The organism is Olivibacter sp. EAT-5 (genome assembly GCF_044784325.1).
In the GTDB taxonomy this organism is placed as follows: domain Bacteria; phylum Bacteroidota; class Bacteroidia; order Sphingobacteriales; family Sphingobacteriaceae; genus Olivibacter; species Olivibacter oleidegradans.
In genome coordinates this window covers 2,051,849-2,069,774 of sequence record NZ_CP173028.1, presented here as the reverse complement: position 1 = coordinate 2,069,774, position 17,926 = coordinate 2,051,849, and the positions used below count along the sequence as shown (strand labels likewise).

Below are 17,926 nucleotides of genomic sequence, written 5' to 3'. Positions count from 1 at the left end.
GCTGCTATTCGGAAATATGATCTATAGATTACCATTAGAGGTGTAGGGTGGGAGGTGGGAGGTATAAGGTTTTAGGCATTAGGCTTCAGGAGTTAGAACGCCAAAGCTAACAGCTAACACCTAAGAGCTTATAAAAGCCTTATTTCAACACTATATTATCAATTAAACGGACACCATCCACCCAAGCGGCCAATATAACCACAAGCGGCCTTAGGTCCTGTTGTTTTCTATCAATTTCCGATAAGTCACTCGGATTACAGATTGCGAAGTATTCCAATTCAACACCTTCCACTTTATCCAGGAAACTTAGTGCTTCCTCCTTTGCCTGTAAGGGGCCTGTGCCCTTTTCAAACGCTTGTTTTATCATGAACAATGCTTTTGATAAAGAAAGTGCTTGTTTTCTACCATTGGATGAGAGTCGTACATTGCGGGAGCTTTTCGCCAATCCATCCGCATCCCTTACGGTATCCACCATTTGCAGGCGCAGCGGTAGATGAAGCTTATCCACCATATACTGAATCACCATACACTGCTGAAAATCTTTCTGTCCAAAAAAGGCGATCGAGGGCTTAACAATATCAAAGAGTTTGTACACCACCTGTGTAACGCCTTGATAATGTCCGGGTCTTTTTGCTCCCTCCCAGATTTTGTCGAGTCGACCCAGATCGAAGAACCAAGGTTCGTCATTCGGTGGATACATCTCTTCCACCGTAGGTAAAAACAGGACATCACAGTTCACCGATTGAAGGAGTGCCACATCCTTTTCGATAGGTCTCGGATACTTTTCCAAATCAGCCGGATCATTAAACTGTGTTGGATTAACAAATATACTACAAACGGTAATATCGGTTGCGCGCTTGGAATGCTCAATCAAAGTTAAATGACCTTCGTGTAAAGCCCCCATGGTAGGCACGAAACCTATTGTTTTATCCTTTGAACTGAACGCTGATAGATGGGCTTTCAGCGCAATTTTTGTAGTAAAGATTTCCAATTTTTTTGTTATTAAAACAAGGAGGTAAAGTTGAACATTTTAAACCTAACTACAAAGGTTTTTTTATAAATCGTTGATATATCATAAGATAATGCGTATATTTGCAGACCGATTTTCATTAGAGCAATTATTTTAATGACTAATAAACTATCAAAAATAGGTTTAGCTGGCTCATACCGGTATGATTCATTGTGTTTGATAGTCTCACATTTCAAAAATTCTAAAATATAATTTATTGGAGATGGCAAAAACGAAGATATTGTACATTACCCACGAGATGTCGCCTTTCCTCGAACTAAGCAAAATTTCTGAGATAACAAGAGAGTTACCCCAGGCCATGCAGGAAAAAGGGTTTGAAATACGGATTTTAATGCCTCGCTTTGGCAATATTAATGAGCGCAGGAACCGTTTACATGAAGTGATCAGGCTTTCGGGGATGAATATTGTAGTGGACAATAACGACAACCCCCTTATTATCAAAGTTGCATCCATCCCAGCTGCCCGTATGCAGGTTTACTTTTTGGATAACGAAGAGTATTTCCAACGTAAACATGTATTTACCGACAAAGAGGGTAAGTTCTTTAAGGATAACGACGAGCGTGCCATCTTTTTTTGTAAAGGGGCATTGGAGACTGTTAAAAAATTGGGATGGTCTCCCGATGTAGTGCATTGTCATGGCTGGATGACGGCTTTGATTCCTGCCTATGTGAAAACGGCCTATAAAGATGATCCAACCTTTAAAGACACAAAAATCATCTATTCGCTGTATGCAGATAAATTTGAGCATGCTTTGCACGAGCGTTTTGCAGATAAAGCACTTACGGGAAACATGCATGCAGAAGATTTATCAAGCTATGATTCATCAGACTATTATGGTTTGTACAATGGCGCACTTCACTATACCGATGCGGTTGTTTTATCCGAAGAAAACATCGATGAAAAACTGTTAAATATTGTTAAAAAGAGCGAAATTCCGATAACTGACTGCAGAAATGATGCAGAATTCGAAAATTATTCCAACCTTTACGAGCAATTTTCCAATGAAGAATTGGAAACTGTGGCTTAGCGAGGAAGGCTGAACTGCAGCAAGGCGGAAGAAATAAGCCCTTGTAACTTTATCTGTATCAGGCAAGCGTTATAATGGTTTTACACAGCTTTATAGAACATATTATTTTATAATGAAGTATTATACTCGAGACTTATTGACGCTGTTAATAAGTCTCTTTATTTTAAGTAGTTGCAAGAATCCGGCGGGAATCGGGTTAGATAACAATCCGGGAGATTCCTTTTATGGCACCCTAAATGACACGTTAACGCTCAAAACAGTTACACTCCGTGATGATAGTGCCCGATCAGTCATAAGGGTTGCCAATAACAACAGTAATATCCCGAGCATCAATATCAATCAGCTTCCATTTGGGTATTATAAAGATCCGGTTTTCGGTGAAACGCAAGCGAACATCGCCCTTGCCATTTTGCGGCCTGAAAGTGGCGATATACGTCTCCCCCAAAACGCTCAGATCGATTCGGCTGTGCTGGTTGTTCGATATGGAAACTCTTTTGTCGGTGATTCACAGTCATCCACCTACCTGCTTAAAGTAAGACAGTTGGATGAGGTGTATAGTCCCAACACGATCTATTATAGTACGAAAAATTGGAGTGTAAAGAGCGACGATATAGCAAGCACCCAACTGCGCCGGTTCAACCTCAAAGACAGTATCAATGTAATTGTGAGAGGAAGTAACGGCCAAGATAGTACGGTAAAACGCTATCCTGAACTGCGTGTACGGCTAAATAACAGCTTTATCGGCAGCCTTTTATCGCATACACTGGATTCAGCCACTGTAAACTCGGAGACCGGATTTTTGAATCATGCAAAAGGTCTTTACTTGACAATCGACAAGAATGCACAGCAAGGTATAGGTGGACTTGCGACTTTAAGTCCGACCAACCCGCAAAGTTCAGATTCGCCGAACTTCATGGAAGTCACCTATCGTGTTACGGATGCAGAGGGTGATACGGACACTTTAACCAAAGTCTTTCCAATCCCGGTTCCTACATCCAGCAGCAGCACCGGCGCTCCTTTTATGTATATGTCAGCCAGTATAAACAGGAGTTTCTCTCCGGTTATCCAAAGCCAACTGGCCAATACCGCTGTTAATCAGACTACTGTTTATGCACAAGCTATGGGTGGCTTGAGGACAAAAGTATCTTTTCCATACATTGACCAGTTAAAAGGAAAGAAAATTGCCGTTAACCGGGCAGAATTGGTCGTTTATGTGGATGACGACAATAGCAATACCGTAAGCACACCGGCACCTCGATTGACGCTATACCGAAAAGACGTTTCAGGCAATAATCAGCCCATTCCAGATGGTGATTCAAGGCCTGTACGTGATCTGCGCTCACAGTTTCAAGCTGCGGGACCATTTGCTTTAGGTGGTTTTTACGACGATAAAGCGAAACGTTATGTGTTTACTTTAACCTCTTATATCCAAGACGTCATTTTAGGCAAAGTGCAGAATTCGGATGTTTATATTGCGCCTGTATCGGAGATCATGACCAACACTATTCCTTTTTGGCCAGATATTACCGCACCTAGCAGTGTTGTTCTAAAAGGCTTTAACCCGGAAGATGCACAAGCTAAAAATGAACTCCGGACCAAATTAAATATTTATTATACCGAACTCGAGTAAAAATTTCATATAAAATGATAGGAAAAGCGACCTTTTGAGTCGCTTTTTTTACGTTTTGTAACAAAGGGATCAGCTGCGAGCTAAGTTTTTTAATATGCTCTTCGCCAAAAAATACACCTAGTCCGCCTACATCATAACCGCAAACATGGGGTAATGATAATAAGTGTGCCATGGTGCACAGTGGTAACTCTCCATAAGACCCAAAAAACGGGAACATCTTTACAGATCGTTCCCGCATTTTAAATATAAACAATAGAGCTATGTCTTTCTTTTCTAGAAGGTGAAGTTCCCTTGCCTATGGCGTCGCCTTTGAAGATTTTCGCAAACCGCTTTTCACTTTAGCTGATTTGAAACGAGGCATGCCATTGGTATGAATTTCCGGATTACCGACGAGCGTCATGGCACAGCGGAAGCCTACCGTTGCAGAGGACTCATCTTGTTGCATAAATCTTCTCGTTGCCGGATTTAACCAATATGCACGATCATTCCATGAACCGCCCTTATAAACACGCGATTTGTTGTTCACCAAGGTTGTCTTACCATATAAGGAGTCGCTGACTTCATCGTTATACCCTCTCATGTCTGCATTGTATGCACTTACACCGCTATCTTGCGCTGCGGTTTGATTCTGCAATTCTTCCCATGTCTGTTTCCTCGGTGCCTTGGCCATCTCCTTAATTGGTCGGCCATATTTGTCCTTTGCATAAATGCCTTTCTCCGGATCTTCTAATTTTTTGTCCACGTAGACATTGCCCCTGAAGGGGTTAAAATCTTCGAAATCTTCATAGGTCAGCTTACGATACACATCACCCACCCATTCATTCACATTACCGGCCATATTATATAAACCGAAATCGTTCGGCTGATAAGCTGTCACCGGTTTTGTAATATCACCTGCATCGTTTAAGTATCCGGCCGTTCCCATATTGTCACCCGCACCTAACTTAAAGTTAGCCATTATAAGGCCCTGCGTTTTTTTCTTACCTGAACGAACACCTAAACCATCCCAAGGGTAGATCCGATAACCTTCTACATTTCCGTAGATGGTATTGCCAATCAGCCCCAAGGCAGCATATTCCCATTCTGCCTCGGTTGGCAATCGATAGGGTTGTTTAAGAAAACCATCCTCCAACCGTACCGGCCTCCGGGCATCTTTTTCTGCGCCCGGGCGTAGGTCTTTCGGCATGTTTTTACCATCTATACCTTCACCTTTGTATTGTCCATTCAAATAAATGTCGGTATTAAAAGGCTGCGCCGTGCTCTCTCCCGCACTTTCGGCCTTACTTTTGTAATCCAATAAGATTCCTTTCGAGCGCAGAATTTCTTCGTTTACACGATCGGTCCGCCATACACAGTAATCGTTAGCCTGCTCCCAAGTAACGCCGACAACAGGATAGTCTTGATAAGCCGGGTGTCGGAGGTAATTATCCACATAGGGTTCGTTATAAGATAGAGGATTACGCCAAACCAGCGTATCAGGCAGCGCGTTATAATATAACTGTCGGTCGTTAGGAAAGTTTTGATTTAGCCAATAAAGATACTCAAGCCAATCGACATTAGCCACTTCCGTTTCATCCATATAAAAGGAAGCAACGGTTACTCTTCTACGCTTATTATCGTTCTCATAGCCCAGATCCTGATCTAGGCTTCCGCCCATCACGAAGGTGCCGCCCTCAATAATAACGAGTCCGGGACCGGGACCGGGCTTCACTTTTCGATTGACCTGAAAACCACCATTATGCGGGTCGTTGTATTTCATTCCCGTTTTTGATGATCGGTCACCCATTCCGCTCTTTTTGCTACAGCTCGAATACATGAGCCCAATACCACAAAGCGCAAGCACAATCAGCGTAAAATTTTTCTTCATAGTTTATGCGAATACACCACCATTCAAAATTAGCACATTAAAACAAAACGGCAACCGACCAACAAATGCTGAATACATGATATAGCCTTTCATCTCTTCCATCAAATAATTTTTTTTATAGCCGGTTTTTGATAAGTTTGGCAAAAAAGGTATCATAAAGCAAATTAAACCGCTTTTTTTTGACATGCTATAAGAAGATCTATCACGCCATAAGTTAGGCAAGGCGAACTCTTTTCAAAATAATGAACAAAATGAACAGACAAGTCTGCCTTATAAAACAAAAACACAAACATGAAAATAAAAGTAGGCTTCGGCTTCGACGTCCATCAATTAAAAGAAAATCATCCCTTTATTCTGGGAGGAGAAAAGATCGATCATCATGCAGGCGCTTTCGGACATTCGGATGCAGACGTGTTGGTACATGCGATTTGTGACGCCATATTGGGTGCAGCGAATTTGGAGGATATTGGTTATCATTTTCCGAACACAGATGCTAAATGGAAGGGCATCAGTAGTTTAATTCTATTGGAAGAGTGTATTAAATTATTAAAAAACAAAGGATGGGAACTTAGTAATATAGATGCCATGTTGTGTCTTGAGGCACCGAAGATAAAGCCTTACATTCCAGCTATGAAGGCACATATATCCAACGCTAGCGGCTTAGATGTAGAGGATATTTCCATCAAGGCCACAACCAATGAAACAATGGGATTTATCGGACGCAAAGAAGGGGTAGTGGCCTATGCCGTATGTTTGATCCAAAAACTATAAATCCTGACATCTATTTAAGAGGCACTATTTTGTTTGTTCCGGCATGTTGGAAAAATCCATACCGCATTTACAGTTGGAACCGCAGGTGCCTCCCTTTTTTGGTTTTAGATTGTTATACAACATGCGACCGAGGTAAAAAGCGGCCGCGGCAAACAATAATAAAACAACTATCGACTGTATATCCATAATACAAATATAACCAAAATACCTTTCACAATCAAGCAACTAGCTTGCTATACGAAGTAGGCAAAGACGAAAAAACCGTCAAAAATAAAAGCAATCCAAGCGCTTAATTTTTCAAATGGAATAATTACCTTTGCGCAAAATTTTCCCTTTAGTTCTTTGATACTCAAAGCGCAGATGAGAAATTGATGAATTGCATAAAGCAATTTATCCCCAAATTTGAGATATACATACTTGGATGCAACAAATTAGAAACATTGCGATTATTGCACACGTTGACCATGGAAAAACGACTCTGGTTGACAAAATTTTACATTACACTAAACTGTTTCGTGACAACGAACAAACAGGCGAGCTTATTCTGGACAATAACGACCTGGAACGTGAGCGAGGTATTACCATCGTTTCCAAAAACGTTTCGGTGCGTTATAAGGACGTCAAAATAAATATTATTGATACCCCGGGCCACGCAGACTTTGGAGGAGAAGTAGAGCGCGTGTTAAAAATGGCTGACGGGGTTATTCTCCTAGTAGACGCCTTTGAAGGGCCGATGCCTCAAACTCGTTTTGTAACGCAAAAAGCCCTTGGCTTAGGTCTAAAGCCTATTGTTGTCGTTAACAAAGTAGACAAAGAAAACTGTCGTCCTGAAGAGGTGTACGAGCAGGTCTTTGAACTTTTCTTTAACTTGGATGCCACAGAAGAACAATTGGATTTCCCTGTACTTTACGGATCCTCTAAAATGGGATGGATGTCTAAAGACTGGAAGCAACCGACAGAAGATTTCACGGATCTATTGGATGCAATTCTTGAACATATACCTCCTGCCCCGTACAACGAGGGTACTTTACAGATGCAAATCACGTCATTGGACTATTCATCCTTTGTAGGACGTATTGCTGTTGGTCGTGTAGCTAGAGGTACTATAAAAGAAAATCAACCGGTGTCTTTGGTAAAGCGTGATGGCAAAGTGATGAAATCCCGTGTCAAAGAGCTGTATACTTTTGAAGGCCTTGGAAAGGTGAAAGTACAGGAAGTCCCTTCGGGCGATATTTGTGCTGTAGTAGGAATTGAGGGTTTCGAAATTGGTGATACCATTGCCGATTTTGAAAATCCGGAGCAGTTGGAGGTTATACACATCGATGAGCCTACGATGAACATGTTGTTCACAATTAACAACTCACCGTTCTTCGGCAAAGAGGGCAAATTTGTAACATCCCGTCACTTGCATGACCGCTTACAAAAAGAAATGGAGAAAAATCTCGCATTAAAGGTGCTTCCTACCGACTCGGCAGATGCATTCTTAGTTTATGGAAGAGGTATTCTTCATTTATCTGTCTTGATCGAAACCATGCGCCGCGAGGGCTACGAATTACAGGTGGGCCAGCCACAAGTTATCTTAAAAGAGATTGACGGTGTAAAATGCGAACCTATTGAGACCTTAGTAGTAGATGTACCGGCTGAGGTATCAGGTAAAGTGATCGAATTGGTAACGCAGCGTAAAGGTGAGTTACTTGTGATGGAAACAAAAGGTGATATGCAACATCTAGAGTTTGAAATTCCCTCAAGAGGTATTATCGGCTTAAGAAACAATGTATTAACCGCTACTGCCGGTGAAGCGGTTATGGCGCATCGCATAAAAGACTACCAACCTTGGAAAGGCCCGATCCCGGGTCGTTTGGCAGGCGTACTTGTTTCGATGGAAAAAGGACAAACAACTGCTTACTCGATCGATAAATTACAGGATAGAGGTCACTTCTTTGTGGATCCCGGCGTAGACATTTATGAAGGTCAGATTGTAGGTGAGCACAGCCGGGACAATGATCTAGTTGTCAATATTGTAAAGGGGAAACAGTTAACCAACATGCGCGCATCGGGCAGTGACGATAACGTCCGTATTGCTCCGGCGATCAAATTTTCGTTGGAAGAAGCGATGGAATATATCCAAGCAGATGAATACATTGAAGTGACGCCTCAGAATATTCGTCTAAGAAAGATTTATCTGACTGAGAACGAGCGTAAGATAAACGCGAAGAAATTCCAGTAATCTTTATACTTTTAAAAAAACAGGGTGACTTTCGAGCCACCCTGTTTTTTTATGGAATAACCCGTATCGCTTTGTAAATTTTATTATTATTGCATTAAACAACGTGAATATGAATAGGCTCGATGTGCTTAACTTAATTATTAAACAAAGAAACGCCAAAACTTATCTGGAGATTGGTGTACAAACAGGTACCATTATCTCTAAGATACAATGCCCACGGAAGATAGGTGTTGACCCCGAGTTCTTATTCAGCTTTCCGCTCAAGATAAAACGCTTAGTAGGTATAACGAAGTTCGAAACGTACGAATATACCAGTGATTACTTTTTTGAGCACCATGCAAAGAAGGTTTTAAAGGATGGTATTGACGTAGCATTGGTAGATGGACTGCATACTTACGAGCAGTCAAAACGCGACGTGGAGAACTGCTTGAACTATCTTAACGAAGGTGGGATTATTGTTATGCACGACTGTAACCCATTAAATGAGGCTGCCGCCTACACCATTAAAGATCATTTTAATGAAGTCCGGGAAAAAGTCCGGAACTGGGACTTACCTGGCTGGCAGGGACAGTGGAACGGCGATGTTTGGAAAACGGTGGCTGATTTGATCGTTACACGTCCGGATCTTACCGTATTTACCTTAGACATGGATTATGGGCTTGGTGTAGTGGCAAAAGGAAGCCGAAACACGGACGTCCCTTTTACCATTGATGAGGTAAAACAGGGAGATTATGCCTTTTTTGAAAAAAACCGGAAGCAGCTTTTAAATTTAAAACATCCCAAATTTATTCGGGAGTTTATTAAGAGCGTTTAAGCTTAGCAAGAAGGTCAGCAACCATGTCATTAATATCGCTTGACAAGCGAAGGAAATAGACCGACCCGGCATATAACAGGGTGATGAAGCCCCCACGGATAAAGGTATCCAGATAAAGATTCTGCTGAACAGGAATCAGGGTACTGAGCCAGTAAATGAGCACGCCAAGTACGATCACTAACAAATTATGCACTGTAAACGGCTGGAGTTTAAACTTAAATAAAATAAATAGGTATCTCGAAAGATTGAAAATGAACATCGTAAGTGCAGTAGCCATTGCCGCACCGGTGATCCCAAACTTAGGTATGAAAAACAAGTTACTGCCAATTGTCACACCTACTAAAGCCAGGTAAAAAAAGGAGTCGTATCGATAGTACCGAGAGGTAGCTAATATAACAGCATTGACTCCTGTTAACGCATCGAATAAATTGGCCAGGCCAATAAAGAAAACGATGTAGACACCATCGGCATAATCAGGTGGAAGCACCTTCAGCGCATTATGTATATTCGCCCACACGAGGATAAAGAGAAATAGCGCCACAATAGATTGATTGATACAGCTTTTCCTGTACACGGTATGGATATTGGCCATGTCCTTTCTAATCCAGGACTCGGCTATTACGGTATATGCGATGCTATACAAACTTCGTGTTGGCAAAGCGATAATAATTCCGAAAGAGGCTGCGATGCTGTATATACCCGTGTCGGCCAAGCCAAAGTAACTATTCACCATATACCGATCAATGTTATCAACGAGAAGTGGCGAAGCGCCGGTTAATATGCCGAATAGGCATAAGTTGAAGAGATTTCGCTGAACATCTTTATTTAAAAAGTTGAAATTCGGCTTAAGTGAAAAGTTACCCTTTCGTACCAATCGGATCATCATCAACAACATGGGCATCAGGTTAGCTGATAACCATAACCACATGAACGACCGGAAATCGAGGATACGGAATATTAATAAAACGACGCATACCAAAATGAGCAGCTTTAGGGTGAATTCACGAATGAGGCGCCCCGCTGCGGCGTCATATAACAACCTTGAGTACAAATCAAAGATGTTAAAGTATAGGTTTGCAAAGGTGAGCGGAAGGAGGTACCAATAATAATCGCGAAACAAGTTATTATCTTGGGATTTTTGACTTATTATGACTTCCTTAAAAGCATAGGCTCCAATGACAAATAGAATAAAGCCGATCAACGAAATGGCACAGGCTAAAAACAAATAGCCATTATGCTTGTTCTTCTCATTCCGGAAATAGGGAAAATAGCGTGCCGTGGCATTGAAACCGAGAATAGCAAACTGGGCAAATATCAGCGAAAAGGACGTCAGGATATTAATTAAGCCTACTTGATCCGTATCTAGTACTTTCGTTAAAATAAACGTATTGGTCACAAAACCTATAAAAACACCTATATAAGAAAAGAAGGTGCCCTTCAAGGTTTGTTGTTTAATAATCCCCATTTTGAATTGCGATTTCTGTTTATCTATTGTAAACTTGCATAAAATAAGATGACAAAGATAGCATATAATGTTTGTGTGTTAACCGTAACCTATGGAAACCGATGGGCTTTTTTAAAACAAATATTAGAGCGCGTCTTGTCATTTGAACATGTTGTGGATATTATCGTGGTGGATAACGGTTCAGACTACGATCTTAAAAAGGAGCTTGATCAATTAAACAGCTCTATCATTACCCTCCTTCAGGAGACGGAGAATCTCGGCTCTGCGGGCGGCTATAAAGCAGGCTTAGGTTATTTTGTTTCACATTCCAATGCCGACTTTGTTTGGCTATTAGATGATGATAATTTACCGGAAAAGGGTGCCTTGGAAAAGTTAATAAACGCCTGGCCATCGATTCGACTGACTGAAGACAGGAAAGCTCTGTTCAGCCTGCGCACCGATCGTAAAAATCACGTTTTAATTGCACAAGGAGCTGATCCTTATCAATATTATCTGGTACCCGATAATTTCATGGGTTTTCATTTTTTTCGAATCTTTAGCAATCAATACCGGAAGCTCGCGGGGCAAAATCGCTACAATTCATCACCTCTACGACCAAGTAAGCTTCCCTACGTTCCATATGGCGGCCTCTTTTTACACCGCCGACTCGTGGAGTTTATTGGCTATCCCGACGAACGGCTATTTGTTTATGTGGATGATTCCGAATATACCAATCGGATTACGGAGATGGGTGGAGAGATCTGGCTCATTCCGGACAGTCGGATCAACGATGTAGACATTTCTCAGGGAATTACTTATAAACACCGTTTTTGGCGTTCGGCGATACTCGATCTCTGGAATTTCCGTACCTTTTACCAGGTACGAAATCGGCTTTATTTTTATTCGCGGCATGCTATAAAAAATAGATTTATCTTCGCCCTTAACAAGTGGCTATATATGACCGGGCATTATCTGATTAGCATAATCACCGGGAAACATAAAGCTTATAAAGAATTCAGAATAGCAGTTGCTGACGGTTTAGCCGGGCGACTCGGAAAAAAGGAAAAACCTACCAATTGATATCGCATGCAAAATCCAGCACCCATTGCTTTATTCGTGTATAATCGGCCTGAGCACACGCGACGGACCCTCAAATATCTCCAGGAAAATTTATTGGCAGAAGATAGTCGTTTATTCGTCTTTTCAGATGCCGCGAAGCATATTGAAGATGAGGAAAAGGTAAATCAGGTTCGCGCGCTGATTAATCAATCCAGCGGTTTTAAATCAATCAAATTAATAGTACGTCATCAAAATATGGGGCTGGCCAAGTCCATTATAGCCGGCGTTACACAACTTGTAAATGAATACGGTAAAGTTATTGTCTTTGAAGACGACCTGTTAAGCTCTCCGCATACACTTGGCTATTTCAATGAAGCGCTACAACGGTATGAGAAAGAACACCGGGTTATGCAAATTGCTGCCTATATGTTTCCTCTACGCGATAAGGACGCCTTATCTGAAACCTTTTTTCTACGTTCTATTAACAGCTGGGGCTGGGCAACCTGGAAGCGCGCCTGGGAGCAGTTTGAACCGGATATCGATCAATTATATTCGCAGTTTGATTTGGAAAAGATTTACCGTTTCACAGTGGACGGTACAATGAAAAATTATTGGAAACAGCTATTGGACTTTAAAAAAGGGAAAAACGATTCTTGGGCTATTCGGTGGCACGCATCCGTTTTCCTGAAAAATGGATTGGTTTTGTATCCGGCTAAATCGTTGATAGAAAATATCGGTCATGATGGCAGTGGCGTTCATTCTATTATAGAAGACACTTATCAGGTGCATCCATCCAGAAAGCCTGTTTCATCTTTTCCGACAATGGTGCAGGAAGACCCTACGGCATTAGCAATGGTCAAGCATTTTTATAAGAATAGAAAAGGAAGCTGGATAAAAAGAGGTCGAAAGTTTGTTACTAACCAATGGTTTAAGCTCAAAAACAGGTTTGTTAAATGAAGATTGCGGTTGTTATTCCCATATATAAAGAGCTGGCCGATCCGGATGAAAAGTATGCCTTTTGGCAATGCGTGGAAGTGCTTGGATCCTATCCGATTATATTAGCGGCCCCTCATTCGCTCAATACAACCTATTATGAAAACTTAGCCGATAAACCCGTGACTATTCAGCGATTTGATGATTCCTTTTTCAAAAGTGTTACCGGTTATAGTAAGCTACTCACGGGTAAGTATTTTTATGAAGCATTCCAAGCTTATGACTATATTCTAATTTATCAGTTAGATGCCTGGGTATTTCGTGACGAATTATCAGCTTGGGCAGAAAAAGGGTACGATTATGTCGGTGCTCCTTGGTTGGAACCTCCTCCCATTACTTCCGGAAAAAAACCGATTATTAACCTCTCGAAACGCTTGGTTAACAAGGTTGGAAACGGCGGACTTTCGCTACGAAAGATAAAAAGCCACATTAAATGGAGTTTTTGGGCTACCTGGATGTTTAGATTGCTTCCCAAGAATGAGGACATGATTTGGACGCTATTTGTTCCTTTTAAAAAGCCCAAGGCTCGGGAAGCACTTTCTTTTGCCTTCGAAAGAAAACCGCGTCAATCGTACGAGCTAACCGGTCACCATTTACCCTTTGGCTGCCATGCCTGGAACAAATATCAACCGGATTTTTGGCAGCAATTCATCAAAAAATATTAGGAATGTCTTTTTCAAATTCACCAGAGTTTTTTCCACTATTAACGGTAATTACCGTTGTGTATAATAATGTAAAGGATATCGAAAGAACACTCCTATCTGTATTGGGACAAGATTATCCAAATATCGAATATATTGTAGTTGATGGTGGCTCAACAGATGGAACCCTTGCTGTTATTGAAAAATATAAATCTGGCATTGCAAAAATTGTTAGCGAGCGTGACAAGGGCATCTATGATGCGATGAACAAAGGAATTCGCTTAGCTACAGGCGACTACCTCCTATTCATGAATTCAGGTGATGAAATCTATGCACCGAACACAGTGAGCAATATTTTTTCCTCAAAGGCTTTTGCAGACATTTACTACGGTGAAACGGAAATGATTGATCATGCAGGAAAAAGTTTAGGTAGACGAAGGCATAAAGTGCCGGAGCACTTTACCTGGAAAAGTTTTAAGTATGGCATGTCCATTAGTCATCAGGCCATTTACATGAAAAGATCAATTGTAGAGCCATATGATGAGCAGTATCAGCTAAGTGCCGATATTGATTGGATCTTAAAGGCGGCCAAGAAAGCTAAAAGCATTGTCAATACCCACCAATATGTTGCGAAATACTTGGTTGGCGGTCTTTCCAAAAAACGGCACCGGCAAAGCTTAATGGAGCGATTCAGGATTTTCACCAAGTACTATGGCTTATTCCCTAATATATGGCATCATTTGGTAATTGCGTGGAACTTATTGTTGTACTATATCCGATTTGGAAAAACGAATGACTAGAGGCAATGGAAAGGGGTAAGGTTTAAGGTGTTAGGCATATGAAATAAAAGGTCTTACTCATTAGACACTAACACCAAACTGCTAACAACTAACTCGCTACTCCTTGCTTCTTATCTTTCCAGATAGCGAATGCCAGTCCCAACACTAAGATAATAGACGCTATCAACGATATATTCTCTCCCATATAATAGGATTGCGGTTCGAACTTGAACTCCACTTTATGGTTACCGCCCGGAAGTTGAGCTGCACGTAAAACATAGTCTGCCCGCAGGATAGGAATCTCTTGTCCATCAACAAAAGCTTTCCATCCTTTATCGTACCAAATTTCAGAGAATACAGCCATTACATCATTCGGAGCGGTATATTCGTAAACCAAATGATCCGGACGATAATCCGTCAACGCAATGCTCGCATTGGTAGGACGTCCTAATCGCTTCTCGTCAATTTTTCCCTTAAACTCTTGATGAATAAAGGCTTCTTTCTTAGGATCAAAACTATCAATGGCGTTCATCTCTTCCTCGTTGCTTTTAACGAAAGTGACACGATCAACAAACCAAGCATTTCCTGCGGCTTTATCCCGTCGCTGGATACTTTGAGATGTTCCTTCCCGGTTATTGGTAATAACATAGCGTGTGTTTAGCATATCCAACACATCTTCATTGATGGATTTGGAAAACTGCCGTTCTAATAGCTCCTGATAACGCATCAGCTTGGCCGCATGGTACCCTCCTACGTTTTTATAAAAATAAGAAGGCGATGCATTGTTGAAGGGTTCAACAGTTAAATCCAGTACCCGGTATTCTTTATCTTTATCCATGAGGATTAAGTTATCCACCTCGCGCGGTTTAAAGAAAGATTGCTCTAAACGTTCCTTTTCTACAAAGCTATCCTTATTGAGATACCGGTTATCCACACCCCATAGATCGACTAAAATAAGAACGCCTACAGCAATAGTAGCCGCTTTTGCATTCAACTTATTTTTTGCCAATAACCAAACGACTCCCGCGGTCAATAAGACAAATAACAGGGATCGGAAGGCATCGCTTCGTGCCAAGCCTGCACGGTCCTGTACTAAAGCATTTCCCAGCGATTGGGCGAAACTATTGTTTTGCGTTTGCTGCGAAATGGATTGAATAAGTTGTTGATGATTCGGTGCCTGAAAGCTAAAAAATAAATCCGGCAGAACCCATATGATCAACGATATTCCGCCCACAATTGCCAAGGAATAGATTATTTTTTTGTCCAGCTTTTCAATCACTTTCCCATTTTTAATAATCTCGTCCACTGCGATAATTGCTAATATTGGGATGAGGAATGAGGCTACTACTAAAGTAGATTCAACCGCTCTAAATTTATTGTACAAAGGGAAGTAATCGAAAAATAAATCGGATACAAGGGTAAAATGTCGGCCCCATGAAAGCACAATACTGAGTAGCGTAGCCGATAAAATCCACCACTTAATCCGGCTTTGCACCACAAATAATCCTAAAACAAACAAAAATAGAACCGCAGCACCAAAGTACCAAGGTCCGGAAGTCATGGGTTTATCTCCCCAATACACAAGACCGGCAGTCTGATCAGCGCCAAAACCTTGGCTGCTTAGCAATTTCACGGTATTAGAATTCTCATCAAATTTACTTTGAGAGCCTCCTCCATAGGCACCCGGAATTAAAAAAGTAATACTTTCACCCACTCCCTGGCTCCACTGATAGGCATATTCTTTACTTACTCCCTGTTGTGCCGAGCCTTTTGTTTCGGAAGTGATATTGGATTTACCACGAATCGATTCCTTCGAATATTCATAGGTTGTCCACAACAAGCCGGCATTGATTGCTAAGGCTAACAAACTCGCCACCGCCATAAAACCGATGGATTTTAGGAAGGTTGCAGTCTTTTTTTCCTTTACCGCGTGATACAATTCGATGCCGACTAAGATCAGCAAAGCGATGAAAAGATAATAGGTTACCTGAATATGGTTAAAGCGTATCTCCAAGGCAAGTGATAAAGCCAAAATAGCGGCACCCAAAAGATTTTTACCCCGCAAGCACAGCAGAATACCTGCTACGACGGGAGCAAATAGTGCAATAGCATAGGCTTTATTGGCATGCCCCGCTTCTATATAGATAAAATTGTATGAAGTAAAAGCAAATGCAATAGCTCCAACGGCAGCTAGCCAAGGTCTGACCTTGAGCACATTTAACAAAAGATAGGCGCCCAGTAAATACAATAGCACTACATCCATCGGATAAGGAAGCGCTCCTTTTAGCCCCGCCATGATATGCGTTCCAATATTTTTTGGATAAGATACCCATATCTGGTAAGAAGGCATGCCGCCAAACATTGAATTCGTCCAAAGTGGGCCCTTACCATCCTTTTCCCTAAAGTCCATAATCTCTTTCTGCATCGCTTGTGCTTGCGTGACATCGCTTTGGAGAAGCACTTTTCCTTGCCAGGCAGGGGCAAAATAAATAAGACAGATAACGATAAAGATGCCTATGATGGCAAAATGAGTAGCATTTCGGTTGAACCAATTCTTCATTCTTTTGTATTCTTTGAGCTAAGGTTCAAACCTATTACAAAAAAATGATATTTCGAACTTTTAATGGCCTGAAATATCATTTTTTCTTAATTTGTCGTCTATGGCTTTGTACTGAAGAAATCAGATAAGTTCCGTTTCACGAAACATAGCCGAAACGGGCGAATAGATACTTTATTTGATTTCTTCAAAATCAACAAACTCACCTACCCTACCATTAGTTGTGGAAGGCTTGCTTTTCGTTGTCCTGGGAGGAACATAATCAATGCGCACTTTGCCGTCGGTATTCGGAACATTCTCACTTCTATAAGATCCCGCTTGTCTTTCGTATTGCTTTTGGGCCTCCTGTTGCATTTTACCAACGAACATTGCCATGAGGTATGGAAATAGAACCGTTACCAGCATACGGAGCACCCATAAAATTAAAATAGCAACTAATAATATTTTTAATAAACCCATTAATATCTACATTAAATTATAATCGTCTAGCGTCTATAAAGCGTGCTTAACATAAGCATCACGCCTTATTAACAAACTTACGCAAATATTAAGTAAATAGTATATCGATCAGTTTTTAAATCTGGTTATTGACAATAAATTTACGATTCTTTTGCCTTTAAAATAGCCCGGGTCAGATCGTTAGGATGTTGGGTTCCTACAACGTAGACTAAGCCGTCCCTGTCTGTTAACCACACCGCAGCTTTCCCACCGGCGTAAAAACGGATCTTACCTTTTTGATGAAGATTATAGACGGGACTATTAATAAGGTATGAACTATAGAGTCCATTTTCAACTTTAACAATACTATTGAGGTCTATTTTTACTAGTCTGGCCGTCCACAGCCCTTGTAGAATGACGCTCTTATTCTTCACCGTAATGCGATAATGCAACATATACATCATAATGATTGATACAATCAGTATAATGCATCCAACTAAGAGGAATAGTTGCTCGCTTCGCTCGCGCTCCGTACTCACATAATAAGCTGCAAAGCAAAAAAGCGCCATGACCAATCGTACGCTGACCCAACCACGGTCACGACCAAGATATTGATTCTCAACAAATAAAGGTTTGTCTTCTTCCATTT

Annotated in this window: 16 protein-coding genes; 9 read left to right on the top strand and 7 right to left on the bottom strand. The window is 41.2% G+C overall.

Annotated features, from left to right (window positions below; all coding sequences use genetic code 11):
- Positions 1 to 139: 139 nt before the first annotated feature.
- On the bottom strand, positions 140 to 991 hold the full coding sequence (gene panC / locus ACH11B_RS08490; protein WP_130854454.1) for a pantoate--beta-alanine ligase: 852 nt from the start codon (positions 989 to 991) through the stop codon (positions 140 to 142).
- 241 nt (positions 992 to 1,232) lie between these two features.
- On the opposite strand from panC, the gene ACH11B_RS08485 reads away from it, so the two are divergent.
- Together ACH11B_RS08485 and ACH11B_RS08480 are read left to right on the top strand one after the other, a co-directional pair.
- Positions 1,233 to 2,057: a glycogen/starch synthase gene (locus ACH11B_RS08485; protein ID WP_013664924.1), complete on the top strand. Its 825-nt coding sequence runs from the start codon at positions 1,233 to 1,235 to the stop codon at positions 2,055 to 2,057.
- A gap of 112 nt (positions 2,058 to 2,169) precedes the next feature.
- Positions 2,170 to 3,687: a DUF4270 family protein gene (locus tag ACH11B_RS08480; RefSeq protein ID WP_130854455.1), complete on the top strand. Its 1,518-nt coding sequence runs from the start codon at positions 2,170 to 2,172 to the stop codon at positions 3,685 to 3,687.
- Between the two features lie 295 nt (positions 3,688 to 3,982).
- On the opposite strand, the gene ACH11B_RS08475 is transcribed toward ACH11B_RS08480, so the two are convergent.
- A complete protein-coding gene (locus tag ACH11B_RS08475) occupies positions 3,983 to 5,554 on the bottom strand; it encodes an SUMF1/EgtB/PvdO family nonheme iron enzyme (protein ID WP_013664922.1) in 1,572 nt (523 codons plus the stop codon).
- A gap of 291 nt (positions 5,555 to 5,845) precedes the next feature.
- On the opposite strand from ACH11B_RS08475, the gene ispF reads away from it, so the two are divergent.
- On the top strand, positions 5,846 to 6,325 hold the full coding sequence (gene ispF, locus ACH11B_RS08470) for a 2-C-methyl-D-erythritol 2,4-cyclodiphosphate synthase (protein ID WP_013664920.1): 480 nt from the start codon (positions 5,846 to 5,848) through the stop codon (positions 6,323 to 6,325).
- Positions 6,326 to 6,349: 24 nt separating this feature from the next.
- Here ispF and ACH11B_RS08465 read toward each other — a convergent pair whose 3' ends face one another.
- Entirely contained in the window at positions 6,350 to 6,511 is a 162-nt protein-coding gene (locus ACH11B_RS08465; protein ID WP_083812281.1) for a FeoB-associated Cys-rich membrane protein, read from the bottom strand.
- A gap of 235 nt (positions 6,512 to 6,746) precedes the next feature.
- Here ACH11B_RS08465 and typA point away from each other — a divergent pair, with 235 nt between their 5' ends.
- Together typA and ACH11B_RS08455 are read left to right on the top strand one after the other, a co-directional pair.
- Positions 6,747 to 8,552, top strand: coding sequence for a translational GTPase TypA (gene typA, locus ACH11B_RS08460; protein WP_130854456.1), 1,806 nt, complete (start codon positions 6,747 to 6,749; stop codon positions 8,550 to 8,552).
- Between the two features lie 109 nt (positions 8,553 to 8,661).
- Entirely contained in the window at positions 8,662 to 9,366 is a 705-nt protein-coding gene (locus tag ACH11B_RS08455) for a class I SAM-dependent methyltransferase (RefSeq protein ID WP_013664918.1), read from the top strand.
- Here the strand turns inward: ACH11B_RS08455 and ACH11B_RS08450 are convergent.
- Entirely contained in the window at positions 9,353 to 10,831 is a 1,479-nt protein-coding gene (locus ACH11B_RS08450; RefSeq protein WP_377613245.1) for a lipopolysaccharide biosynthesis protein, read from the bottom strand. The two genes, ACH11B_RS08455 and ACH11B_RS08450, sit on opposite strands and share 14 nt — an antisense overlap.
- Positions 10,832 to 10,879: 48 nt before the next feature.
- On the opposite strand from ACH11B_RS08450, the gene ACH11B_RS08445 reads away from it, so the two are divergent.
- From ACH11B_RS08445 to ACH11B_RS08430, 4 genes are read left to right on the top strand one after another with little or no spacing between them, the layout of a single operon-like run.
- Entirely contained in the window at positions 10,880 to 11,890 is a 1,011-nt protein-coding gene (locus ACH11B_RS08445; RefSeq protein WP_377613244.1) for a glycosyltransferase, read from the top strand.
- 6 nt (positions 11,891 to 11,896) lie between these two features.
- Positions 11,897 to 12,826 carry a glycosyltransferase gene (locus ACH11B_RS08440; protein WP_013664915.1) on the top strand — a complete coding sequence of 310 codons (930 nt, stop codon included), beginning with the start codon at positions 11,897 to 11,899 and terminating at the stop codon, positions 12,824 to 12,826.
- Positions 12,823 to 13,527: a DUF5672 family protein gene (locus tag ACH11B_RS08435; protein ID WP_013664914.1), complete on the top strand. Its 705-nt coding sequence runs from the start codon at positions 12,823 to 12,825 to the stop codon at positions 13,525 to 13,527. Before ACH11B_RS08440 ends, ACH11B_RS08435 begins: the two co-directional genes overlap by 4 nt.
- 2 nt (positions 13,528 to 13,529) lie before the next feature.
- On the top strand, positions 13,530 to 14,303 hold the full coding sequence (locus ACH11B_RS08430; protein ID WP_041387199.1) for a glycosyltransferase family 2 protein: 774 nt from the start codon (positions 13,530 to 13,532) through the stop codon (positions 14,301 to 14,303).
- A gap of 88 nt (positions 14,304 to 14,391) precedes the next feature.
- Here ACH11B_RS08430 and ACH11B_RS08425 read toward each other — a convergent pair whose 3' ends face one another.
- The 3 genes from ACH11B_RS08425 to ACH11B_RS08415 all read right to left on the bottom strand — a co-directional run bounded on the left by ACH11B_RS08425 (position 14,392) and on the right by ACH11B_RS08415 (position 17,924).
- A complete protein-coding gene (locus tag ACH11B_RS08425) occupies positions 14,392 to 16,842 on the bottom strand; it encodes a YfhO family protein (protein ID WP_377613243.1) in 2,451 nt (816 codons plus the stop codon).
- Positions 16,843 to 17,013: 171 nt separating this feature from the next.
- The gene (locus ACH11B_RS08420; RefSeq protein WP_013664911.1) at positions 17,014 to 17,298 is read right to left on the bottom strand and encodes a DUF4834 family protein; all 285 of its coding nucleotides are present in this window, start codon (positions 17,296 to 17,298) and stop codon (positions 17,014 to 17,016) included.
- 140 nt (positions 17,299 to 17,438) lie between these two features.
- Positions 17,439 to 17,924 carry a hypothetical protein gene (locus ACH11B_RS08415; protein WP_242627104.1) on the bottom strand — a complete coding sequence of 162 codons (486 nt, stop codon included), beginning with the start codon at positions 17,922 to 17,924 and terminating at the stop codon, positions 17,439 to 17,441.
- Positions 17,925 to 17,926: the final 2 nt, after the last annotated feature.